The following is a 20,969-nucleotide window of genomic DNA, read 5'->3' as shown; positions in this document are numbered from 1 at the left end:
AAAGGGCGGCGTTGGAAGGAGAGCTGGCCCGCCCGGCGGCGTGGCGCCGGGCGGGGCAGGTCAGTGGAAGACGTTGAAGCTCTCGGCGTTGAGCCACAGGTGCATGGCCACGCTGGCGAAATAGCCCAGGGCGATGACCGGGGCCCAACGCATGTGGCCGGCGAAGGTGTAGATGCCCCGGGCCTGCCCCATCAGCGCCACCCCGGCCGCGGAGCCCACGGAAAGCAGGCTGCCGCCGACACCGGCCGTGAGGGTGATCAGCAGCCAGTTGCCCATGGACATGTCCGGCTCCATGGAGATGACCGCGAACATCACCGGGATGTTGTCGACCACCGCCGAGACCATGCCCAGCACGACGTTGGCCCAGGTGGGATCCCAGCCCGCATAGAGGGACTCGGACAGCAGCGCCAGATAGCCCATGAAGCCCAGGCCGCCCACCGCCATCACCACGCCATAGAAGAACAGCAGGGTATCCCACTCGGAACGGGCGATACGCGTGAATACGTCGAAGGGCACCACGCTGCCGAGCGCCTCGAGCTTGCGCCAGTCGCCGCGCTGGCTGTAGCGGGTGCGCTTGCGCGCCAGCGAGCGCGGCAGGCTGCGGCGCAGGTAGTAGCCGAAGAACTGCAGGAACCCGAGGCCCATCATCATGCCCAGGGCCGGCGGCAGGTTCAGCACGGTATGGCAGAGCACGGCGATCACCACCGTGAGCAGGAACAGGAAGACGATGCGCCGAGCTCCCCGCTTGAGCCAGACCACCTCCTCGAGGACGCCGGGCTTGCGGTTCTTGATGAAGCAGCTCATCACCAGGGCCGGCAGCAGGTAGTTGACCAGCGACGGCCCGAGCAGCTCGAAGAATTCCTGGAATTCCACCAGCTTGGCCTGCCATACCATCAGGGTGGTGATGTCGCCGAAGGGGCTGAAGGCGCCGCCGGCGTTCGACGCCACCACGATGTTGACGCAGGCCAGGTTGATGAAGCGCTTGTCGCCCTCGGCCACCTTGAGCACCACCGCACACATCAGCATGGCGGTGGTCAGGTTGTTGGCGACGGTCGAGATCCAGAAGGCCAGCACGCCGGTGATCCAGAACAGCGAGCGGTAGCTGAAGCCCGTTTCCACCATCCAGGCGCGCAGCTTGTCGAAGACCCGGCGCTCCTCCATGGCGTTGACGTAGGTCATCGCCACCAGCAGGAAGAGCAGCAGCTCGGTGTACTCGAGCAGGGTCTCGCTGAAGGCATGTTCGGCGGCGTCCGACAGGCCTTCCTGGACGTAGATCCAGCCGATCAACATCCAGATAAGGCCTGCAGCGACGAGCACCGGCTTGGACTTGCGCATGTGCAGCTGTTCCTCGGCCATCACCAGGCCGTAGGCGACGAGAAACAGCATCACGGCGGTGAAGCCGCTCAGCGAATAGGTCAGGTCGAGCTCGCCGGCTCCGGCCGCCAGCACCGGTGGGCTGGACAGCGCAAGAACGGCGAGCATGAGAACTCCTGGCCATCGGGCGCTTCGCCGGAGCCAGTGGGGGGAATGTCGTTGTGTCAGCATGAACGGGAGCATCCTGAGAAAGATGAGGGGAGGGGGTTGAAAGCGCGGAGATTCTACATCAGGGCCGGAGCTATAACTATTTGCACTGGTTGATCGACTTATGAATTGTCGTCATCGACGGGGATTTCGCGTCATGCAAGGTTCAGGTTCCTGACCCACCGGGGCGTGCGAGGCGGCGATAGTCTGAGGGAAAAAGCTTAAGGCTTTCTTAAGGAAGGGCGGGGCGAGGGGAGGACGATCGCTGGGGAGCGACGGCCCTGGGCGGGGCGGGAGCGCCAAGACGCCGGTGAGGGCTGGCCGGGGGCGCCGGCCAGGTGCCCGCCTCGAGCGTGGTCCCGCCGGCATCCTGGACCACATAGCTGCGACCGCGGTGATGGCGCAGGGCGCCACTGAGTCTCGCCAGGGCCTCGCGGGTGTCGGCGCTGACCAGCGCGACCCGGGTGCCGGGCAGGGTCCACATCCGGGCCTGGCCGGCCCGGGCCAGCGGACGTGGGGGGCGCGGTAGCCCATGGGTCTCGCGCCAGTCGGCCACCGCCTCGGTGGGGCCGATCACCAGCAGCGGCGTGCCGGCCCGGGAGTCCTTTGTGGCGGGCTCGGCGTCCCGGCCGAGAATCCGCTGTCCGAGCGCGAGGGGGGCATCGTCCAGGGGCAGCACCCGGGTCGCCGGGTCGAGGGTCAGGCCGCGCAACAGCGCCGGGATGGCGTTGAGGCGGCGCAGCACCTGGAAGTCGGGGTCCACGGTCAGGGCCAGGGGGCGGTCGCGCAGTGTCAGGGAAAAGGAGGTGCGCTCCTCGTGGGCCTCGACGACCCGATGCTCGCTGCCCGCGGTCGTTGCCACCGCCAGGGGCACGGCCAGCGGCCAGGGTGCCCCCTCGCCCTGTTGGAGCAGCCGGCCGCGAAGCACGAAGCCGCTCCCGGTGACGGTGACGCTGACCGCCTCCAGGGCCAGTGTCGGCCGCCCGGGGCGGGTCAGCCAGGCCTCGAAGAAGGGGCCCAGTGGCGATCCCGAGGCCGACTCGAAGGCGACTCGCAGGTCACGCCAGTCGGCGGTGCGAAAGCGTTGTGTCTCGGCGAAGCGTCGCAGGCCTGCCTGGAAGACCGGCTCGCCGAGCCGCCGGCGCAGCATATGGAAGACCATGGCGCCGTGCTGATAGCCGATCAGCCGGACTACCGGCTCGGCGCCGCCGCGGAAGGCCACCAGGGGCATCTCCTGGTCCTCGGGCAGGGCGCTGAGGTCGGTCAGCCAGCGCCGCCGTGTGGCCATGCCCTCACCTTGGGCCTCGGCCCTGGCGTAGTCGGCGAGATAGGTGGTCAGCGCCTCGGCCCAGTTGCCCCTGGCATAGTCGATGCCCACCGCGCCGCCCCACCAGGCGTGCATCAGCTCGTGGCCCAGCGAGGTCGTGGGAATGAACGGCAGGGGGATGACCTTCTCGCCGAGCAGCGTGAAGCCGGGAAAGGCCAGGCCCACCGGCGCCGGGGAGGCGGCCATGGTGAAGCTCGCGAAGGGGTAGCGGCCGAGCCGGGCCTGGAAGGCCTCGAGGAAGTCCACGGCATGCTCGAGGTAGGTCTCGGCGAAGGCGGCATCGAGCGTCGCGGGGAAGAGGGTGCGCAGGCGGATCCCATCGACCCGGCGTTCCCGGAGCCGCCAGGGGCCGGTTGCCACCTCGAGGTCCCGGGTACGGGGGTGCGTGTAGCGGGCGGTGATGCCATCCGCGTGCCGGCGCTCCTCCACCAGCGAGCCGCTACCCACCGCGCGCTGCCCTGGCGGAGTGTGCAGGACCAGGGTCAGGGGGCCGGCCCGGGGGGCGGCGACCCGGGGGTGCCAGCCGCTTCGGGCGGGAAGCAGCCCTCCCGACGCCGACAGCTGCGGGGCCTGGTCGGGGGGCTCGCCGTCGCCGGCCGGCCGGCCCTGCCAGCGCACGGTCACCGGGCCGGGCGGGGCGACGACGCGATAGCGCCCTGCCGCTTCCCGTGTGACGGCCAGCGTCTCGTCCCGGCGCTCCACCGCGGTGAGCCTGAAGGCCGGCGCGAGGCGAAAGCGGCCCGAGGCGGGCAGCGCCAGGCGCATCTCGCCACGCAGGGCGCCGGCGGCGGGGTCGAGCCACAGGGTCAGGGTCCGCTGGGGAGCCGCGACGGTCGGCGCCGCGGTCGCCAGCAACAGGCCGGCTACGGCCACCAGCTTGACCAGCCACGGCGTCATGGCGTCGCGACCGGGAAGCGGGCCAGCACTTCCCGGATGTCGTCATCGCGGCGCACTTCCAGGGGCAGCAGTGTCCCGGGGGGCTGCTCACGGACCCGGGCAGAGAGCTCGCCGGGCGTCTCCAGGGGGCGGCCGGCCGCGGCGAGGATCACGTCGCCCTCCCGAAGGCCGGCCGCCGCGGCCACCGAGTCCGGGCCGACGGAGCGGATCTCTACCCCGGCCGGATGGGGGCCGATCATCACACCGAGGCGGGGCGGTGCAGGAGCGGTGAAGGGGGCCTCGTCGCCGAGGGTGAAGTAGGCATCGGCCAGTCCCTCGGGCGGCTGCTGGCAGTCCGCCTGCCGCGGGCGCGGCAACAGGCTCTGCTGAGCGGTCACGCCCAGGTCGGCCAGCTGGTGGGGCACGCCGTGGCCGAAGGTCAGGTGGCGCAGGCCCATCAGGCCCACCACCAGGGCGTCGTCCTCTGTCGCCTCGGCCAGGGCACTGGCCATGGCCCGGTCCCAGACCAGCTGGGCGGCGATGAAGCGTTCCAGCGCGTCGGGATCGTCGCTTCCGGCATGCCGGTCGAAGACCTCGGCCAGGGACCGGCGATAGGCCGGCGAGGGAGCGGCGGGAGCCGGAATGTCGAAACGTTCCCGGGCGGGGACTGACGCCCAGCCGTCGCTGGCCAGCCGGCGACGCAGGGCAGGGACGATATTCAGCGCCTTGAGGGGCACGCCATGCATGCGGGCGAAGTGCAGGATCGGCAGGTACAGGGCCGGGTCGAGGCCCCAGGCCGACTCCCAGTCGCTGGCCTCGAGGAAGGCAGCCTCGCTGAGCTCACCGGCCACCCAGGCATCCAGGGTCGACTGGGCCTCCCGGGGCAGCATCTCCAGGCCGATCACCATGTCGGGGCGCAGGGCATGCAGGCCGGCCAGGGTGTGCAGCTGCCAGCGGTGATGGGCCAACTGGTCGTGCTCCTCGCCAAGCAGCACCACCGATTGGTGGGCCAGGTCCCGCATCAGCTCGTCACTGGCCACCGGGGTGCCGTCGGCAGCCAGCCACTGGCCGGGGGAGGGGCAGGGGGCGGCGAGGCCGGAGAGCGGCAGGGCGAGGCCCACCACCAGGGCCAGGCGGGTGCCGAGGACAGCGAGACGGCAACGTCGCGACATGGGAGGCTCCTCGCGGGGCGGCTGGGTCGTTCACCCTACCCCGAGCCGGGGCGCGAGCAAAGCGGGCCATGCTTGGCGGCGTCGGATGCGTTACCCTGCGTGCCCCGCGATCCGTCCCCGGAAGGCGTCATGTCCCCCTCCCACGACCAACGCTTCCAGCAGCTGAGCACCTTGCTGGCCGAGTGGCAGGCCCTGTGGCGCCCGCTGCCCTTCCAGCAGCGCGAAACGCCCTGGGGCGGTTGCCTGCCCGGTCTCGCCGACACCCTGCTGGCGCTCCCCGACGATGAAGTGCAGCGGCTGCAGGCCGCCCCCTTCGAGGCCTCGCCGCTGGCGGCCTGGCTGCCGGTGGACGAGCTGGCCGCACTGGTGGGCCTGTCGCCGGGTGCGTCGCCCGCCTCCGCGCTGCCGGACGACTGGGGCGAGGGCATCGGCGCGCGCAAGTGGCGACAGATCCAGGCCTTCGCGTCCCGAGTCAGCGTGGGGGACCATGCCCTGGTGGAGTGGTGTGCCGGCAAGGGCCACCTGGGGCGGACCCTGGCACGCCTGCATCGGCGGCCGGTGACCGGGCTGGAGTGGCGGTCGGCGCTCTGCGAGGCGGGCCAGGGCCTGGCCGAGCGGCAGGGCCTGGCGGTGCGCCTGCAGTCCCAGGATGTGATGGCCCCGGATGCCGGGCGCTGGCTGGCCGCCGATGTGCGCGTCGCGGCCCTGCACGCCTGCGGCGACCTGCACGGGCGGCTGCTGACCCTGGCCGCCGAGACCGGCACCGCCGTGAGCCTGGCGCCCTGCTGCTACCACCGCACCGCCGCGGCCGATTACCGGGCGCTGTCCCGGCGGGGACGGGCGCTGATGGCCGAGCATGGCCTGCGCCTGAGCCGGGAGGACCTGGCCATGGCGGTGCAGGAGACGGTCACCGCGCCGCGCGGCGTGCGCCGCCACCGGGCGCGGGCCAATGCCTGGCGGCTGGGCTTCGACCTGCTGCAACGCGAAGCCCGTGGCCGGGATGCCTACCTGCCGGTGCCGAGCCTGGCCTACGGCAAGCTGCCCGACGACTTCGCCGGCTTCTGCCGCTGGGCGGCCGAGCAGAAGGGCGTCGAGCTGCCAACCTCGGTGGACTGGGCGGCCTACGAGGCCGCTGGCTGGCAGCGCCTGGCCAGGGTGTCGCGGCTGGAGCTGGTGCGCCACCTGTTCCGGCGTCCGCTGGAGGTCTGGCTGGCTCTGGATCGCGTGCGCCTGCTGGAGGAGGCCGGTTTCCGGGTCAGCCTGTCCACTTTCTGCGAGCGGGCCCTGACCCCGCGCAACCTGTTGATCGAGACGCACTGATCCCGGATCGCCGGGACGGTGGCGCGTCACTCTGTCGGGTGGCCGGTATGCCATCGGCCGCGCTCGCCTCCTGCTAGAACTGGCCCAGCGACAGGCTAGCGGTCATGAAGGCCGCTGCAACATCGCTCGGGCGGTGGAAGACCTGCACCGGGAGCCCTTGGCCCCGTCCGCAGGCATCCTTCAACCCGCATAAGGGCGGTCTTCGCGCCGATCGGGTAGGACGCATGACGGGGCACTTGTCTAGAGTGGGAAAGGGAATGCCGAGACACAGAGTGAACGCGCCATGAGCGATACCCCGTACGCGATCCGCCCCATCCGGGCAGGTGACAAGCCGGAATGGGCCCGGCTTTGGCAGGACTATCTGAGCTTCTATGACACGGAACTCCCGGAGGCGGTATACGACAGCACGTTCTCGCGCCTGCTGGTACCGGAGGATGGTGAGCCGAGGGCTTTCGTGGTGGAAGTACCAAATGCGGCAGGAGAGGAACAGGAAGTCCCGGGCCTCGTTGGGCTCGTGCACTACCTCTACCATGCCCATTGCTGGAAGCTGACCCCGGTGTGCTATCTCCAGGATCTGTTTGTGGATCCTCGCCATCGCGGGCAGGGCCTGGGACGCCGGCTGATCGAGCGCGTCTTCGCCCAGGCCAGCGAGGAAGAGGCTCCCGACGTCTACTGGCTGACCCAGGACTTCAACCGGGACGCCCGGCGTCTGTATGACCGCGTCGGGGTGCTGACACCGTTCATCAAGTACGCGCGCCCGCCCCGCGACGCCTGACGCGACCCGCAAAAGATCGGCCACGCCATGAGGCGTGGCCGATGGGGACGCGAGCGTGGATATCAGGGATGACGGCTGAACTCGCCGTGGCGGCTGTCATCCATCAGACGGTCGAACTCGTGGCCGCTCATGTGGACCAGCGTCTCGTGGTCGCCGGCATCGAAGTAGATATCCGGCTGGTGGCGCAGCTGGTCGTCGAGATAGACCTTCAGCCCGTAGGCCTGGCCCACCGCAATGGTGGCCCCCGGATCGCAATCATCAAACTCGCGGCGGATCTCGTCTTCCGAGGCCAGCTCGAGTTTCTCATGGAAGAGCTCCGAGAGCTTCTCCAGGTCGGCATCACAGGTACTGGGCACCACGGCGACACGATAGCCGGCGTCGCCATGCAGCATGATCGCCTTGGCCATCTGGTTGCCGCCGATATGCGACATCTGCGCAATGCGGCTGCTCGACACCTCGCGTGGGTGGGGGACCTCCTCGTAGTCGATATCACACGCGCGGAGGTACTCCCGGATCGTAATCGGCATGGCCATGACGTTGCCTCCTTCGGCCACCAGGGCCGAAACGTCGGGTTAGCGTGTCTCCCTTCTTGACAAGTTGGACTCCACACCTTCCAGCATAGCCCGCCTGTTCGTGGATGCGATCAGATCGTCATCCAGGGGGATGCCTCACGGTCGGTGAACTGCTTCACCTCATAGGGAGCCTGCTTGGGGCCGGGCATTCCCGGGGTACCTGTCGGCATCCCGGCCAGGCCGATGCCGTCGATGTCGGGGCGTTCGTCCAGCAGGCGGTCAATGGCGGCAAAGGGTACATGGCCCTCGATCACATAGCCCTCGAGCTCGATGGTGTGGCAGGCGCCTTCACCGTAGGGGATGCCGGCGGCCTGCTTCACGCTGCCGATATCCTGGGTGTCGATGACCTCCACGTCGAAACCGCGGGCCTCCATCTGGCGGGCATAGGCCGTGCAACAGCCGCAGGAGGGGTTCTTGTAGAGCCGTGCCTCGAGGGCATCGGCTTGGGCGATGCCGCCGGTGAGCAGCAGGCCGGTGGTCAGCAGGGGGGCCAGGCTGGCTTTCATCGTGGGTCTCCGGTGATGAATGGCCGGCGGAGGCGCCGGCCGGGATCGCAGGTCATTCGGGGGAGGCTTGGCCCCCAGGGGTGAATCGCTGGCGTTGCTCCTCCGTGAGCAGGCCCATCAGGGCATCATGCAGGGCGCGGCGTTCGAGCCACATCTGGCGCTGCAACTCGGCCAGGCGAGTCTGGGTCTCCGCCAGGGTATCGGCATCCGGTTCACCCTCGGCATGGAGTTCCGCCATCAGGGACTGTTGGAGCCGCATCATCTCGCCGCGGCGCTCATATTGGGAGGCCCGATGTTCCGCCATCAGTTGCTGGGCTTGCCGGTGCTGTTCGGGCGTGAACAGGGCCCAGAGCCCGGGGCCCATGCCCTGGCCGGAATAGCCGCCCATCATGCCGGGGCCCATGCCCTGGCCGGGGTAGCCGCCCATCATGCCGGGGCCCATGCCCTGGCCGGGGTAGCCGCCCATCATGCCGGGGCCCATGCCCTGGCCGGGGTAGCCGCCCATCATGCCGGGGCCCATGCCCTGGCCGGAATAGTCGCCCATCATGCCGGGGCCCATGCCCTGGCCGGAATAGTCGCCCATCATGCCGGGGCCCATGCCCTGGCCGGGGTGGCCGCCCATCATGCCGGGGCCCATGCCCTGGCCGGGATAGCCGCCCATCATGGCAGGGCCTCGGCCCTGGCCGTCGGGGTCCACATGCGCACCGCCATGTCCCATGGCGGCCGGGCTGGCGAGCACTGCGATGGCCAAGGCAGTGCCCAGGGAGAGGGGGAAGCTGCGACGTTGCATGGTGTGTCTCCTGACGGGCCCGGGGCCCGCATGGGTCAGCATTGATCGGTGAGTTCCGCGCGGTCTGCCCATGCCATGCGCGCGGAACTCATGTGGCTTCAAGGCTAGCCCAGCAGCGGATGTGGCCCATTGACTTGTATCAATCGCGCGGTGGAGTGTAAACCTGTGTGCAGGGTATAGGTTGTTGTTATTTTGCAATTTTTTCGAATGCCGAGTCAGTAGTGGAAGTCTCGTGCAGGCAGTCATCTTGATTTATGGAACGATCGATCCTAAAGTATGCGGCATGACACGAGGACGCCCCATCGCCTTCAGCCCCGACGATGCCCTGGCCGCCGCTTTACAGGTGTTCTGGGCCAGCGGTTATGAGGCCGCCTCGACGCGGCAGTTGCTCGAGGCCATGCAGATTTCCCGCAGCAGCCTGTACCAGGCCTTCGGCAACAAGGAGCAGCTGTTCATCGAGGCTCTGCGTCACTACCGCGAGTCCCTCATCGGCCGCCTCGAGCGGCGCCTCGAGGCCGCCCCCTCGGCTCGGGCCTTCTTCGAGGCGCTGTTCCGTGACACGGCGGGAGAGGCGGCCAGCGAACGAGCCGCGCTGGGATGTCTGATCTTCAATTCGGCCACCGAGCTCGGCCGAGGTGACGATCGCCCCGCCTGCCTGGCTCGGGAGAGCGTCGAGGCAATCACTGCGGTCTTCCGGCGTGCCGTGGAGCGGGGCCAGGCGGAGGGCGATATCGCTTCGGGACGCGATCCCGGGCACCTCGCCACCTACCTGACCCTGGGCATGGCGGGGCTGCGCACCCTGATCAAGAGCGGTACCGGCCCCGAGGAGGCTCGCCAGGCGGCGGAGCTGGTCCTCGAGGTCCTGAACTAGGCGTTTCTTGGCCATTTTGGGAACGATTGATCCATAAATGGCCGCTCAACGACGAGGAGGCACGACCATGGCAGCCGACTATCGTATCGAATTGGCACCCCAGACCCTCGACAACGCCGATGACCAGGCCCGCCCCCTGCTCGAGCAGGCCCAGGCCAGCCTGGGCTTCGTGCCCAACATGTACGAGGCCATGGCCAAGGCGCCGGGGGTGCTGGACACCTACCTGCATGGCTACCAGCTGTTTCGCGAGGACTCCGGTTTTTCGCCAGCCGAACAGGAAGTGGTCTTCCTGACCATCAGCGGGCTCAACGGCTGCGAATACTGCATGTCGGCCCACAGCATGCTGGCCGACAATGTCTCTCAGGTGCCCGAGGCCGTCCTCGCGGCGCTGCGGGAGGGCCGCGAGATTCCCGATGCGCGCCTGGCCGCCCTGAGCCGCTTCACCCGGGTGATGTTCGAGAGCCGCGGCAATCCCTCCAGGGAAGAGGCCCGCGCCTTCCTGGACGCCGGCTTCGAGGAGCGGCACATGCTGCAGGTGGTGCTGGCGCTGGCGGTGAAGACCCTCAGCAACTATTCCAACCACCTGAACCATCCCGAGCTGGATGACGCCTTCGCTGACTACGCCTGGAAAGGCTGATCACCCGCCGGGCCCATGCCTCGCCCCGCCTCCGTGCGGGGCGTCCTGTCGTGAAGCTCCCGTTCAGCGGCCGTCAAAGGGCGCCATGATCCGGCAGGGCACCGCCCTGGTCGCGGTGTTCGTCGCGCCGGGGGCCCAGCCGGCTGGCCGCCACATGGGCGGACATCGGCATCACACGGTTGCGCTGATATCACCATGGGCGTCTGTCACTCACCATGCACGGTCATCACGATGCGACGACTGCCGCCATGGTTGCGATGCTCGCACAGGTAGATTCCTTGCCAGGTGCCCAGATTGAGGCCTCCGTCGGTGATAGGGATCTGAACGCTCGGGCCCAGAATGCTGCTCTTTACATGTGCCGGTAGGTCGTCACTGCCTTCGAAGATGTGTTGATAGTACGGCTCGTCTTCAGGCACCGCACGGTTGAAAAAGCTTTCGAAGTCGCTTCGTACGGTGGGGTCGGCATTTTCATTGATGGTGAGTGATGCCGAGGTGTGCTTGATAAACACACTCAGCAGGCCGGTCTGGATATGGCCGAGCTTGCCGATACCGCGCTCGACCTCTTCAGTGATCAAGTGGAATCCGCGCGAGCGGGGCTTTAGTTGGATTTCCTTCTGTATCCACATGGTGACTTCCTGCTGCTTGAATGGAACGACTGTCTTGAAAGCCTACAGCCCTTTTCAAGTCGGGCGAGCCTTTGCGTGCGTATCGGTTGCTGTTCGGTGCCTGAGGCCAGGACTCGCAATGCGGGGGCTCGGTGCGGCTTTCGGTAGTCAGCCGATACCCCCGAGGGCGCTGCAGCGGTCAACCTGCCAGGTGCATTTTCGCAACCCCCTGTCGGCTGCGAAAGCCGGCAGAGGGCCTCCTGATGGCGTCTCGCTGCGACCTTGACCCGGCATCGGGGGCCGGGCGATCGCCCTTGCGATCCACCACGAGCTGGGCTTTGCTGAGGTGAGCGTAAACAGGGAAGGCAGCGCTATCGTCCGTGAATAACCATCCGGTCGGAGCGTTCGGCGCGATCCCGGCCAGCCGGCCTACGCTGTCGATGAACCGTGACGGTGTCGCACGCGGTGTCGTCACACATGGAATTGGCGGGGGCAGGGCATCGCAACGGCGCCCAAGCGATACGCTGAGTGAGTCAAGGAGCCCGGGGTGGACCGAAAATCGATATTGCGGCCTCTGGTCATCGCGCTGGTCGTGGTGGTGGCCGGCGGTATCTGGTGGCTACTCGGAACCCGGGGCAACGGACCGAGCGACCGGTTGGTGCTCTACGGCAATGTCGATATCCGCGAGGCCGATCTGGCGTTCGCCAACAGCGAGCATGTCGAGCAGTTGCTGGTGCGCGAGGGCGATCGCGTGCACAAGGGACAGTTGCTGGCGACGTTACATACCGAGCGGATGGCGGCCGAGGTTGCCATCGCCGCCGCCCGGGTGGCGGCGCAACGTGCCATAGTGGCCCGCCTGGAGGCCGGTAGCCGTCCCGAGGAGATCCGTCGGGGCCGGGACGAGGTGGCGGCGGCCGAGGCCAGACTGGACGATGCGCAGCGGATCCATCGGCGCACGGCGCAACTGTACCAGCGTAACGCGGTATCGAAGCAGGTCCTGGATTCTGCTCGTACCGCGCTTGACGTGGCCCAGGCCGAATTGCGGGCGTCACAGGAAACGCTGGCGTTGCTGGAGGCGGGTCCCCGCCAGGAGGATATCGATGAGGCGCGGGCGATGCTGGCCGCCAACGAGGCCCAGCTGGCCCTGGCACGGGAAGTGCTCGAGGACGCCTCGCTGTATGCGCCCTTCGACGGCATCATCCGGGATCGCATCGTCGAGCCGGGGGAAATGGTCTCGCCGCAGACGCCGATATTTACCTTGGCGCTCACCGATCCCCTGTGGGTCCGGGCCTATGCGCCGGAATCCAGCCTCGGCAGGCTCCGGCCGGGCATGGCCGCGTCGGTATCGACGGACAGCTATCCGGACACGTCCTACCGGGGCTGGGTCGGCTACGTGTCGCCCACCGCGGAATTCACGCCCAAGAGCGTCGAAACCCCTGAGCTGCGCACCCGCCTCGTCTACCAGGTGCGGGTCCATGTCTGCAATCCCAACGACGAACTGCGTCTGGGCATGCCGGCCACGGTGACCATCCCCTTCGATGGATCACGCTCGGAGGGTGACCGGCGGATACCAACGTGCACGAGCCAGGGAGGCGACTGAGATGGCCGGTGCGCCGGCCCTGGTGTTCGAGGGCGTCAGCAAGACCTTCGAGGCGGGGGGCGCCCGCGTGCCGGCCGTCGATTGCCTCGATATCAGCGTCCCGGCCGGGAAGGTCTCCGGCCTGATCGGCCCGGACGGCGCCGGCAAGACCACGCTGATGCGGCTGGCGGCCGGACTGCTGCTGCCCGACGAGGGCGTCATCCGGGTGCTGGGCGTCGACGTCCTGGCGAAGCCGTTGGTGGTGCAGTCGTCGATCGGCTACATGCCGCAGCGATTCGGGCTGTATGAGGATCTGACGGTGCAGGAAAACCTCGACTTCTACGCCGACCTGCAGGGGGTACCTCCGACGCAACGCGACCCGCGGTACCGGGAGCTGATGCACATGACCGGGCTGGCGCCCTTCACGCGTCGCCTGGCCGGCCGGCTGTCCGGCGGCATGAAGCAGAAGCTGGGGCTGGCCTGCACGCTGGTGCGGCCGCCGCGCCTGCTGTTGCTGGACGAGGCCACGGTGGGCGTGGACCCGGTCTCGCGGCGCGAGTTGTGGGCCATTGTCTATCGCCAGGTACGCGACCACGGCATGACCGTGCTGTTGAGCACCGCCTATCTCGATGAGGCCTCCCGTTGCGAGGAGATCATCCTGCTGCACCAGGGCAGGCGCCTGGGGCAGGGGAGTCCCGGCAGTTTCAGCGAACCGTTGCGTGGCCGGACCTTTCGCGTGGCGGCGCCCTCGCTCGGCAAACGACGCCTGCAGACCCGGCTCAGCCACGTGCCCGGCATCCTCGATGCCATCATCGAGGGGGAGCGGGTGCGTCTGGTGACCGCCGAGGCGGGGCCGGTGGATCTCGAGGCTCGGTTGCCCGATGTCCCCGATCTGACGATGGAAGCCGCGGAACCGGTCTTCGAGGACGCCTTCATCGCCACTCTCAAGCGTTCCGAGGAGAGTTCACCAGCGCCGCTGGCGGGAGCGTCGCCGGGGCCCGAGTCGCCCGGTACGACCGGCCAGCCGATGATCGAGGTGCGCAATCTGCAACGCCGCTTCGGCGACTTCTTCGCCGTCCGCGGCGTCACCTTCAGGGTCGGTCGCGGGGAGGTCTTCGGGCTGCTCGGTGCCAACGGCGCCGGCAAGACCACGACGTTTCGCATGCTCTGCGGCCTGCTGCCGGTATCGGACGGCACGGTGCGTGTGGCCGGGCTCGATCTGCGCCGCGCCGCCTCCCGGGCGCGCGGCCGGCTGGGCTACATGGCCCAGCGCTTCTCGCTGTACGAGAACCTGACGGTCGTCGAGAACCTGCGCTTTTTCGCCAGCGCCTACGGCCTGAACCGGGCGCGCCGGACGCAGCGTATCGGATGGGCCCTCGAGGCGTTCGAGCTCGGCGGCTATGCCGATAGCCCCAGCGGCGAACTGCCGCTGGGATACAAGCAGCGTCTGGCGATGGCGGCGGCCCTGATGCATGAGCCCGACATCCTGTTTCTGGATGAGCCCACCTCCGGCGTCGATCCACTGGCGCGACGCGAGTTCTGGCAGCGGATCAATGCACTGGCCGAGTCCGGCGTCACCGTGCTGGTGACCACCCATTTCATGGATGAGGCGAACTACTGCGACCGGTTGGTGATCATGGCCGACGGGGAGGTGCTGACCGAGGGCTCGCCCGCGCAGATGAAGGCTCGCTTTCGCAGTGCCGAGCGGCCCGACCCCACGATGGAGGATGCTTTCATCGGCTTGATCGAGCAGCATGACCAACAACAGGAGGCCGCCTCGTGAACGCTGCGTCCCGCAGGCGGCTGCGCGGCATGATTCGCAAGGAGAGCCTGCAGATCCTGCGCGATCCGTCCAGCATTGCCATCGCCTTCGTGATGCCGCTGGTGCTGCTGCTGCTGTTCGGCTACGGTGTCTCGCTGGACGCCAAGCGGATCCCGCTGGCGTTCGTCGTCGAGCAGCCCGATGCCAACAGCGCCAGCCTGACCGGAGCGTTTCAGCGCTCCGACTATTTCGTGCCGCGCGGCTTCGGCAGCATCCAGGCCGCGCAGCGGGCACTGGATGCCCATGAGGTCAGTGGCATCGTCTGGCTACGCAACGATTTCAGCCGTCATCTGCTGGCCCGCGGCGATGCGCGCATCGGCGTCATCGTCAACGGCGTCGATGCCAACCAGGCGCGCATCACCGAGGGGTACATCCAGGGGGTGTGGCAGGCCTGGTTGCTGGGGTATGCACACAGCCAGGGGCACGAGCTTCCGGCCATGGTCATGCTGGAGCCACGTATCTGGTTCAACGCCGCAGTGCGCAGCCGCGATTTTCTGGTGCCTGGACTGATTGCCGTCATCATGACGCTGATCGGCGCCATGCTCACCTCGATGGTCGTGGCCCGGGAATGGGAACGCGGCACGATGGAGGCCCTGATGGTGACGCCGATCCGCATCGGCGAGATCATCGCGGGCAAGATGCTGCCCTATTTCGTGCTGGGGATGGGGGGCATGCTGCTGAGCGTCGCCATGGCCCTCTGGCTGTTCGACGTGCCGTTGCGGGGGTCGTTCTGGGCGCTGAGCGCGGCCTCGGCGCTGTTCATGCTGGTGGCGCTGGGCATGGGGCTGCTGATCTCGACCGTGGCCCGCAGCCAGTTTGTTGCCGGGCAACTGGCCATCGTCGTGACCTTCCTGCCGGCCTTCATCCTGTCCGGGTTCATCTTCCAGATTGGCTCGATGCCCGCCTTCGTCCAGCTGATTACCCATCTCATCCCGGCACGTTATTTCGTCGCCATCCTGCAGACGGTGTTCCTGGCCGGCGATATCTGGCCGATCCTGCTGAGCAACAGTGTCGCGCTGCTGGTGATGATGGTGATTTTTCTGGGTCTGGCCCGCCGCAAGGCGCACAAGCGGCTGGACTGATGGAATCGCTGCGACGCATCTTCGCGCTGGCGGTCAAGGAGCTGCTGGCGATCCTCAAGGACCGAAAGAGCCGGTTCGTGTTGATCGGGCCGCCGATCATCCAGCTGATCGTGTTCGGCTACGCGGCGACCTTCGATCTCAACGATATCGCCTTTGCGGTCTACAACGAGGACCGCGGGGTGGCGTCGCGCGATCTGATCGCTCGCGTGGCCGGCTCGCCACACTTCCACCGGGTCGCCGATCTGGAGCATGACGGGCAGATCGCGCCGCTGCTGGACAACCGGGAGGTGCTACTGGTCCTGCGCCTCGGGCCGCGCTTCAGCGCCGACCTGCAGCGCGGTCGCAGCGCGTCGGCCCAATTGCTGATCGATGGTCGCAATTCGAATACGGCGCTGCTGGCGTTGGGCTACCTGCGCACCATCGTGAGTGACTTCAACAGCGACTGGGCGACGCGCAACGGCAGGCCAGGCCCGCCCGCGGCCCTGCAGGTGCGCCACTGGTTCAATGCCGGCCTCGCCTCGCGATGGTTCGTCGTACCGGGCATCGTCGGCCTGCTGACGCTGGTGATCACCACCGTCGTGACGGCGCTGTCGGTGGCCCGCGAGCGGGAGGCCGGGACCTTCGACCAGTTGCAGGTGACGCCGCTGCGACCGGTGGAAATCCTGATCGGCAAGTCGGTGCCCGGTATCCTGATCGGCCTGGTGGAAGGCAGCTTCATCCTGCTGATGACGGTGGTCTGGTTCGAGGTGCCGTTGCGCGGCAGTCTCGGCGCGCTTTATCTGGGCATGTTTCTGTTCCTGCTCTCGGCGGTCGGTATCGGGCTGATGATCTCGTCGCTGGCCGTGACACAACAGCAGGGCATCCTCGGGGCGTTTCTGTTCCTGGTGCCGTCGGTCATCCTGTCCGGCTTCGCGACGCCGATCGCCAACATGCCGCCGGTCGTGCAGTGGCTCACGCTGATCAACCCACTGCGCTACTTCCTGGTGGTCCTCCGTGGCGTCTTCCTCGAAGGGGATTCCTACGCCCTGCTGTTCAACCAGTACTGGCCGATGCTGGTCATCGGCATGCTCACCCTCGCCATGGCCGGCTGGCTGTTCCGGCACCGCAGGCACTAGCCGGCTTGAAGCACTCCCGGCGTGGCGTATCGGGGGGCAGGCCATTGCGTGGTCGCGTCGCGCCCTGTAGTCATGAAGGCGAGGGAACCTGCAGCGAGCACGGCCTCCCGCGGGGAGACGGCGTTTACCTGTTAACCTGCTAACGGCAACCCGGTTCAAGGTCACTTGCCTGCTTGCCCCGATTCTGCGGTCTCTCCCTGATCAAACTGGTCCCAGTAGGGCGGGGTGCCGAAATAGCCATCCAGGAAGTCGACAAAGCAGCGCACCTTGCTCGCCAGCAACTGGCGATGGGCGTACACCGCATAGAGTGACATCGGTTCGGGTTCGTGCTCCGGCAGGATGATCCGCAGCTTTCCTGCCTGGATCGCGGCGCCCGAGATGAAGGTGGGCTGCAGGGCGATGCCGGCACCGGCGATGGCCGCCGCGACCAGCACGTCCCCGTTGTTGCTGACCAGATCGCCGCTGGGGTGTTGGTCGCGGCCCGGCAGCCACCTGACGATCGACTCGCCGGCCTCCTGCTCCATGTAGCTGTAGCGCAGGTAGCGATGCGTCTTGAGGTCTTCCGGGTGCCGGGGCGTGCCGTGCTGCTTCAGGTACGCGGGCGAGGCGCACAACACCAGGCGTACCGGCGCGATCCGCTTGGCGATCAGCGAGGAGCTCTTCAGGCGGCCGATCCGCAGCGCGATATCGAAGCCCTCCTCGACGATGTCGACCTTGCGGTCGTTCAGCTGCAGGTCGATGCCGACGGCGGGGTGGGCACGCTGGAAGTCGTCCAGCAGCGGTGCCAGGTGGTGGGTGGCGAAGGACACCGGGGCACTGATCCGCAGCAGGCCCCGGGCCTGAGTTTGCAGGTCGCCGAGCTGGTGCTCCATGTCGTCGATCTCAGTGAGCACCTGCTGGGCGCGCTGGTGATAGCGGGTGCCCGCTTCGGTCAGGTGGAGCTTGCGCGTGGTACGGTTGAGCAGGCGCACTCCCAGGTGCTGCTCGAGCTGGGACACGTACTTGCTGACGAGCTGGGGTGACATCTCCAGACGCTCGGCGGCGCGGGTGAAGCCGCCTTCGGCCACGACCGTGACGAAGGCGCGCATGGCATCGATGCGGTCCATCGGTGACTCCAGTGGATGTGGCCATCCCTATTATCAACGTCTTGTTGATAGTGAGGCAATGTTTGCCATCTTAGTCTTTATGTTTGGTGATAGTAGAGTGAGCCCATCACCTGGGGCAGGGCTCCAGGAACCCACCAACAGATCAAGATGCGAGGTGACCCTCATGAACACGCAATTCGCTCAGACTCTCTTCAGCTCCCGCGGCGGTGTAGCCGCCCTGATCCTGCGGGTCCCGGTGGGGCTGATACTGGCCGCCCACGGTGCGCAGAAGCTGTTTGGCTGGTTCGGTGGCTACGGCCTGGAAGGCACCGCGCAGTGGCTGGCGAGCATCGGCCTGGCGCCGGGCACCCTGATGGCATTGCTGGCCGGGGGCGCCGAGTTCTTCGGCGGGCTGGCGCTGGTGCTGGGCCTGCTGACCCGTCCGGCGGCGCTGGTGTCGGCCTTCACGATGCTGGTGGCCATCTTCGCCGTGCATATCGGCAATGGCCTGTTCATGTCCAACAATGGCTACGAGTATGCCCTGAGCCTGTTCGCCGTCACGCTGGCATTGGCGATTCAGGGCGCTGGACGCTTTGCGCTGGATAACCTGCTGATGGCGCGCTTCGCGGATGCCGGGGCGGGGCAGCGCGCCGTCGCCGGCAAGTGACAGGCCGGATCGCAACGCGACCGTCATCGTCCGACAGGCCCTGCCCCTCGTGGGGAGGGCCTCGCCACAGGAGAACAGGATCATGCTGGTAAACGGTGTCTGGCAGGAGCAATGGCAGCCGGTACAGGCGCAGGACGAGCAGGGGCGCTTCATTCGCCAGGCCTCGACGTTTCGCCACTGGATCACCCCGGACGGGGTGGCGGGCCCCACCGGTGCGGGCGGCTTCAAGGCGGAGACAGGGCGTTACCGGCTCTATGTCGCCTACATCTGTCCCTGGGCCTCGCGAACGCTCATGGTCCGCGCGCTGAAGGGCCTGCAGGAGGTGATCGACGTCACGGTCGTCAATCCCCGGCTTACCGACCAGGGCTGGCAGTTCGGTGGCTACCCCGGCGCCGATGAGGACACGCTCAACGGCGCGCGCTACATGCATGAGCTGTACACGCGTGCCGATCCGCAGGTCTCCGGCCGCGCCACGGTGCCGGTGCTGTGGGACAAGCGGACCGGAACCATCGTCAACAACGAGTCGGCCGATATCGTGCGGATGCTCAACGGTGCCTTCGCCGGCATCGTGGACCAGGGGCCGGATCTCTACCCGGCCGACCTGGCCGCCGAGATCGATGCCCTGAACGCCTACCTGTACACGGACCTGAACAACGGGGTGTATCAGGCCGGTTTCGCCTCCAGCCAGCAGGCCTATGATGAGGCGTACGGGAAGGTGTTTGCTGCACTGGACGAGCTGGAATCCCGGCTGGCCGATGGGCGAGCCTACCTGTTCGGCGATCGGCTGACGGAAACCGACCTGCGCCTGTTCGTGACCCTGGTGCGCTTCGATGCCGCCTACCACGGGCTATTCAAGTGCAACCGCAACACCCTGCGGGCCATGCCGGGCCTGCACGCCTACATGCACCGGATCCTGGCCCTCGACGGTATCGCCGAGACCGTGCGCCTCGACCATATCAAGGCGGGGTATTACTCCATCAAGGCGCTGAATCCCGGCGGCATCGTGCCCGCCGGACCCGGCGAGATCTGATCTGAACCAGGAGCGACAGCCATGACCACCCCGACCGATGTTCTCTTCATCTCCCATGGCGGTGGGCCGATGCCGCTGCTGGGGGATCCGGACCACCGTGAAATGGTGGAACGGCTCACCGAGATCGCGGGCCAGCTGCGCAGGCCCTCCGCCATCCTGGTCATCAGCGCCCACTGGGAGGAGTCGGTGCCGACCATCACCTCGGGCGCCAACCCAGGGCTCATCTACGACTACTACGGCTTTCCGCCCGAGTCCTACGAGATCGAGTATCCCTGCCCCGGCGAGCCGGCGCTGGCGCGGCAGGTCCACCAGGCACTGGAGCAGGCCGGGATATCGGCGCGGCTCGATGACCGGCGCGGCTTCGACCATGGGCTGTTCGTCCCCCTCAAGCTGATGTATCCGGAGGCGGACATTCCCTGCGTGCAGCTGTCACTGGTCAACAGCCTGGACGCTGCGACGCACCTGGCCATCGGCAGGGCGCTGCGAGCGCTGGACGTCGATGACCTGCTGGTGATCGGCTCCGGTTTCTCCTTCCATAACATGCGCGCCTTCTTCGAGCCCAACACCCCGGACTCTCGGGCCCGCAACCAGGCCTTCGAGGACTGGCTGGAAGAGACCTGCTGCGACGTGCAAATCGAGGAAGCGGAGCGAGCCGAGCGCCTGGCCCACTGGGAGCGTGCGCCCCATGCGCGGTTCTGCCATCCCCGGGAGGAGCATCTGCTGCCGCTGCATGTCTGCTACGGCCTGGCGGGAAAGCCCAGCGAAGAGCATATCGCCGCTACGATCCTGCGCAAGAAGTCGGGAATGTTCCACTGGCGGGTGACCCCGTGACCCCGTGACCCCGTGGCTCCGTGAGCACGGGACACGCCGCAGGCATCTCTCGCCAGCAGTCACCCGGCGGGCACGCTCCCCGGGGAAGGAAAGCGTGCCCGCTTCGGTCGACACGCGGGGTGACAGCTAGCCGGCGTCCGGTTGTGCCTCCGGGGCGGCCTGCTGGAAGGCGGGCAGCGCCCGGCAGCTGGCGACAAGCCGCCGGATGGTCGGGTAGGCCGAGAGGTCACACTCGAAACGCTCGGCATTGAAGACCTGGGGTACCAGGCAGACATCCGCCAGGGTCGGCGCATCACCGTGGCAGAACTCGCCCGTGCCGGCGTCCTGCGTCAGCATGGCCTCCATTGCGGCGAAGCCCTCGTGGATCCAGTGGCGGTACCAGGCCAGCTTGGCCGTGTCGTCGACCCCAAGCTCGTGGACCAGGTACTTGAGCACGCGCAGGTTGTTGAGCGGATGGATCTCGCTGGCCACCAGCTGGGCCAGCCCGCGGACCCGGGCCCGCCCGGCGGGGTCCACCGGCAGCAGGGCCGGGGCGGGATAACGCTCCTCGAGGTACTCGCAGATCGCCAGCGACTGGGTGAGGCGCTCGCCATCGTCGGTCTCGAGCACGGGCACCAGGCCCTGGGGATTGCGCGCCCGGAAGTCGTCACCGCGCTGCTCGGCCTTGACCAGGTTGACCGGGGCCTGGTCATAGGCCAGGCCCTTGAGGTTGAGCGCAATGCGCACCCGGTAGGCGGCCGACGAGCGGAAATAGCCATACAGCGTCGTCATCGTTGCCTCTCCGGC

The 20,969-nt window shown here is 67.7% G+C and carries 20 protein-coding genes; 11 read left to right on the top strand and 9 right to left on the bottom strand.

What is annotated here, in order from left to right:
• Nucleotides 1–60: 60 nt before the first annotated feature.
• From nhaD to EKG36_RS04055, 3 genes are all read right to left on the bottom strand, one after another.
• Nucleotides 61–1,545, bottom strand: a complete 1,485-nt coding sequence (gene nhaD / locus EKG36_RS04065; RefSeq protein ID WP_126481306.1) for a sodium:proton antiporter NhaD — start codon at nt 1,543–1,545, stop codon at nt 61–63.
• Nucleotides 1,546–1,753: 208 nt separating this feature from the next.
• Nucleotides 1,754–3,745: a M1 family metallopeptidase gene (locus EKG36_RS04060; protein ID WP_126481304.1), complete on the bottom strand. Its 1,992-nt coding sequence runs from the start codon at nt 3,743–3,745 to the stop codon at nt 1,754–1,756.
• A complete protein-coding gene (locus EKG36_RS04055) occupies nt 3,742–4,896 on the bottom strand; it encodes a ChaN family lipoprotein (protein WP_126481302.1) in 1,155 nt (384 codons plus the stop codon). Before EKG36_RS04055 ends, EKG36_RS04060 begins: the two co-directional genes overlap by 4 nt.
• A gap of 129 nt (nt 4,897–5,025) precedes the next feature.
• Here EKG36_RS04055 and EKG36_RS04050 point away from each other — a divergent pair, with 129 nt between their 5' ends.
• A complete protein-coding gene (locus EKG36_RS04050) occupies nt 5,026–6,216 on the top strand; it encodes a methyltransferase (protein ID WP_126481300.1) in 1,191 nt (396 codons plus the stop codon).
• 283 nt (nt 6,217–6,499) lie between these two features.
• On the top strand, nt 6,500–6,991 hold the full coding sequence (locus EKG36_RS04045) for a GNAT family N-acetyltransferase (RefSeq protein ID WP_126481298.1): 492 nt from the start codon (nt 6,500–6,502) through the stop codon (nt 6,989–6,991).
• Nucleotides 6,992–7,053: 62 nt separating this feature from the next.
• Here the strand turns inward: EKG36_RS04045 and EKG36_RS04040 are convergent, their stop codons facing one another.
• The 3 genes from EKG36_RS04040 to EKG36_RS04030 all read right to left on the bottom strand — a co-directional run bounded on the left by EKG36_RS04040 (nt 7,054) and on the right by EKG36_RS04030 (nt 8,859).
• Nucleotides 7,054–7,524 carry an aminoacyl-tRNA deacylase gene (locus EKG36_RS04040; RefSeq protein ID WP_126481296.1) on the bottom strand — a complete coding sequence of 157 codons (471 nt, stop codon included), beginning with the start codon at nt 7,522–7,524 and terminating at the stop codon, nt 7,054–7,056.
• A gap of 110 nt (nt 7,525–7,634) precedes the next feature.
• Entirely contained in the window at nt 7,635–8,069 is a 435-nt protein-coding gene (locus EKG36_RS04035) for a DUF411 domain-containing protein (protein ID WP_126481294.1), read from the bottom strand.
• Nucleotides 8,070–8,121: 52 nt separating this feature from the next.
• Nucleotides 8,122–8,859 (bottom strand): hypothetical protein, encoded by a 738-nt coding sequence (locus tag EKG36_RS04030; RefSeq protein WP_126481292.1) that lies wholly within the window; start codon nt 8,857–8,859, stop codon nt 8,122–8,124.
• A gap of 283 nt (nt 8,860–9,142) precedes the next feature.
• On the opposite strand from EKG36_RS04030, the gene EKG36_RS04025 reads away from it, so the two are divergent.
• Together EKG36_RS04025 and EKG36_RS04020 are read left to right on the top strand one after the other, a co-directional pair.
• Nucleotides 9,143–9,730: a TetR/AcrR family transcriptional regulator gene (locus EKG36_RS04025; RefSeq protein WP_126481290.1), complete on the top strand. Its 588-nt coding sequence runs from the start codon at nt 9,143–9,145 to the stop codon at nt 9,728–9,730.
• A gap of 67 nt (nt 9,731–9,797) precedes the next feature.
• Entirely contained in the window at nt 9,798–10,367 is a 570-nt protein-coding gene (locus EKG36_RS04020; protein WP_126481288.1) for a carboxymuconolactone decarboxylase family protein, read from the top strand.
• A 206-nt stretch (nt 10,368–10,573) separates the two neighbouring features.
• On the opposite strand, the gene EKG36_RS04015 is transcribed toward EKG36_RS04020, so the two are convergent.
• The gene (locus tag EKG36_RS04015) at nt 10,574–10,993 is read right to left on the bottom strand and encodes a secondary thiamine-phosphate synthase enzyme YjbQ (protein ID WP_126481286.1); all 420 of its coding nucleotides are present in this window, start codon (nt 10,991–10,993) and stop codon (nt 10,574–10,576) included.
• 526 nt (nt 10,994–11,519) lie between these two features.
• Here EKG36_RS04015 and EKG36_RS04010 point away from each other — a divergent pair.
• Genes EKG36_RS04010 through EKG36_RS03995 form a run of 4 tightly spaced genes read left to right on the top strand, consistent with a single transcriptional unit; the run spans nt 11,520 to nt 16,570 of the window.
• Nucleotides 11,520–12,572 (top strand): HlyD family secretion protein, encoded by a 1,053-nt coding sequence (locus tag EKG36_RS04010; RefSeq protein WP_221766043.1) that lies wholly within the window; start codon nt 11,520–11,522, stop codon nt 12,570–12,572.
• A 1-nt stretch (nt 12,573) separates the two neighbouring features.
• Complete coding sequence (locus tag EKG36_RS04005) at nt 12,574–14,334, top strand: ATP-binding cassette domain-containing protein (protein ID WP_126481284.1); 1,761 nt, start codon at nt 12,574–12,576, stop codon at nt 14,332–14,334.
• Complete coding sequence (locus EKG36_RS04000) at nt 14,331–15,455, top strand: ABC transporter permease (protein WP_221766042.1); 1,125 nt, start codon at nt 14,331–14,333, stop codon at nt 15,453–15,455. Before EKG36_RS04005 ends, EKG36_RS04000 begins: the two co-directional genes overlap by 4 nt.
• On the top strand, nt 15,455–16,570 hold the full coding sequence (locus EKG36_RS03995) for an ABC transporter permease (protein ID WP_126481282.1): 1,116 nt from the start codon (nt 15,455–15,457) through the stop codon (nt 16,568–16,570). The genes EKG36_RS04000 and EKG36_RS03995 overlap by 1 nt, the downstream gene beginning before the upstream one ends.
• A gap of 161 nt (nt 16,571–16,731) precedes the next feature.
• On the opposite strand, the gene EKG36_RS03990 is transcribed toward EKG36_RS03995, so the two are convergent.
• On the bottom strand, nt 16,732–17,676 hold the full coding sequence (locus tag EKG36_RS03990; protein WP_126481280.1) for a LysR family transcriptional regulator: 945 nt from the start codon (nt 17,674–17,676) through the stop codon (nt 16,732–16,734).
• Nucleotides 17,677–17,839: 163 nt separating this feature from the next.
• Between EKG36_RS03990 and EKG36_RS03985 the strand changes: the two genes are divergently transcribed.
• The 3 genes from EKG36_RS03985 (at nt 17,840) to EKG36_RS03975 (ending at nt 20,183) form a co-directional block, all read left to right on the top strand.
• Nucleotides 17,840–18,322 carry a DoxX family protein gene (locus tag EKG36_RS03985; RefSeq protein ID WP_126481278.1) on the top strand — a complete coding sequence of 161 codons (483 nt, stop codon included), beginning with the start codon at nt 17,840–17,842 and terminating at the stop codon, nt 18,320–18,322.
• 82 nt (nt 18,323–18,404) lie between these two features.
• The gene (locus EKG36_RS03980; RefSeq protein ID WP_126481276.1) at nt 18,405–19,352 is read left to right on the top strand and encodes a glutathione S-transferase family protein; all 948 of its coding nucleotides are present in this window, start codon (nt 18,405–18,407) and stop codon (nt 19,350–19,352) included.
• 21 nt (nt 19,353–19,373) lie between these two features.
• Entirely contained in the window at nt 19,374–20,183 is an 810-nt protein-coding gene (locus EKG36_RS03975) for a DODA-type extradiol aromatic ring-opening family dioxygenase (protein ID WP_126481274.1), read from the top strand.
• A gap of 126 nt (nt 20,184–20,309) precedes the next feature.
• Here the strand turns inward: EKG36_RS03975 and maiA are convergent, their stop codons facing one another.
• Entirely contained in the window at nt 20,310–20,954 is a 645-nt protein-coding gene (maiA, locus tag EKG36_RS03970; RefSeq protein ID WP_126481272.1) for a maleylacetoacetate isomerase, read from the bottom strand.
• Nucleotides 20,955–20,969: the final 15 nt, after the last annotated feature.

Origin of the sequence: Halomonas nitroreducens (assembly GCF_003966155.1) — a bacterium.
GTDB classification, from domain to species: domain Bacteria; phylum Pseudomonadota; class Gammaproteobacteria; order Pseudomonadales; family Halomonadaceae; genus Halomonas; species Halomonas nitroreducens.
This window is presented reverse-complemented; position numbering and strand designations above follow the sequence as displayed.

Bases quoted from the DNA above. Each gene is read 5' to 3' on its own strand.
- nhaD (WP_126481306.1), bottom strand. From the start codon at position 1,545: ATGCTGACACAACGACATTCCCCCCACTGGCTCCGGCGAAGCGCCCGA.
- EKG36_RS04060 (WP_126481304.1), bottom strand. From the start codon at position 3,745: ATGACGCCGTGGCTGGTCAAGCTGGTGGCCGTAGCCGGCCTGTTGCTG.
- EKG36_RS04055 (WP_126481302.1), bottom strand. From the start codon at position 4,896: ATGTCGCGACGTTGCCGTCTCGCTGTCCTCGGCACCCGCCTGGCCCTG.
- EKG36_RS04050 (WP_126481300.1), top strand. From the start codon at position 5,026: ATGTCCCCCTCCCACGACCAACGCTTCCAGCAGCTGAGCACCTTGCTG.
- EKG36_RS04045 (WP_126481298.1), top strand. From the start codon at position 6,500: ATGAGCGATACCCCGTACGCGATCCGCCCCATCCGGGCAGGTGACAAG.
- EKG36_RS04040 (WP_126481296.1), bottom strand. From the start codon at position 7,524: ATGGCCATGCCGATTACGATCCGGGAGTACCTCCGCGCGTGTGATATC.
- EKG36_RS04035 (WP_126481294.1), bottom strand. From the start codon at position 8,069: ATGAAAGCCAGCCTGGCCCCCCTGCTGACCACCGGCCTGCTGCTCACC.
- EKG36_RS04030 (WP_126481292.1), bottom strand. From the start codon at position 8,859: ATGCAACGTCGCAGCTTCCCCCTCTCCCTGGGCACTGCCTTGGCCATC.
- EKG36_RS04025 (WP_126481290.1), top strand. From the start codon at position 9,143: ATGACACGAGGACGCCCCATCGCCTTCAGCCCCGACGATGCCCTGGCC.
- EKG36_RS04020 (WP_126481288.1), top strand. From the start codon at position 9,798: ATGGCAGCCGACTATCGTATCGAATTGGCACCCCAGACCCTCGACAAC.
- EKG36_RS04015 (WP_126481286.1), bottom strand. From the start codon at position 10,993: ATGTGGATACAGAAGGAAATCCAACTAAAGCCCCGCTCGCGCGGATTC.
- EKG36_RS04005 (WP_126481284.1), top strand. From the start codon at position 12,574: ATGGCCGGTGCGCCGGCCCTGGTGTTCGAGGGCGTCAGCAAGACCTTC.
- EKG36_RS03995 (WP_126481282.1), top strand. From the start codon at position 15,455: ATGGAATCGCTGCGACGCATCTTCGCGCTGGCGGTCAAGGAGCTGCTG.
- EKG36_RS03990 (WP_126481280.1), bottom strand. From the start codon at position 17,676: ATGGACCGCATCGATGCCATGCGCGCCTTCGTCACGGTCGTGGCCGAA.
- EKG36_RS03985 (WP_126481278.1), top strand. From the start codon at position 17,840: ATGAACACGCAATTCGCTCAGACTCTCTTCAGCTCCCGCGGCGGTGTA.
- EKG36_RS03980 (WP_126481276.1), top strand. From the start codon at position 18,405: ATGCTGGTAAACGGTGTCTGGCAGGAGCAATGGCAGCCGGTACAGGCG.
- EKG36_RS03975 (WP_126481274.1), top strand. From the start codon at position 19,374: ATGACCACCCCGACCGATGTTCTCTTCATCTCCCATGGCGGTGGGCCG.
- maiA (WP_126481272.1), bottom strand. From the start codon at position 20,954: ATGACGACGCTGTATGGCTATTTCCGCTCGTCGGCCGCCTACCGGGTG.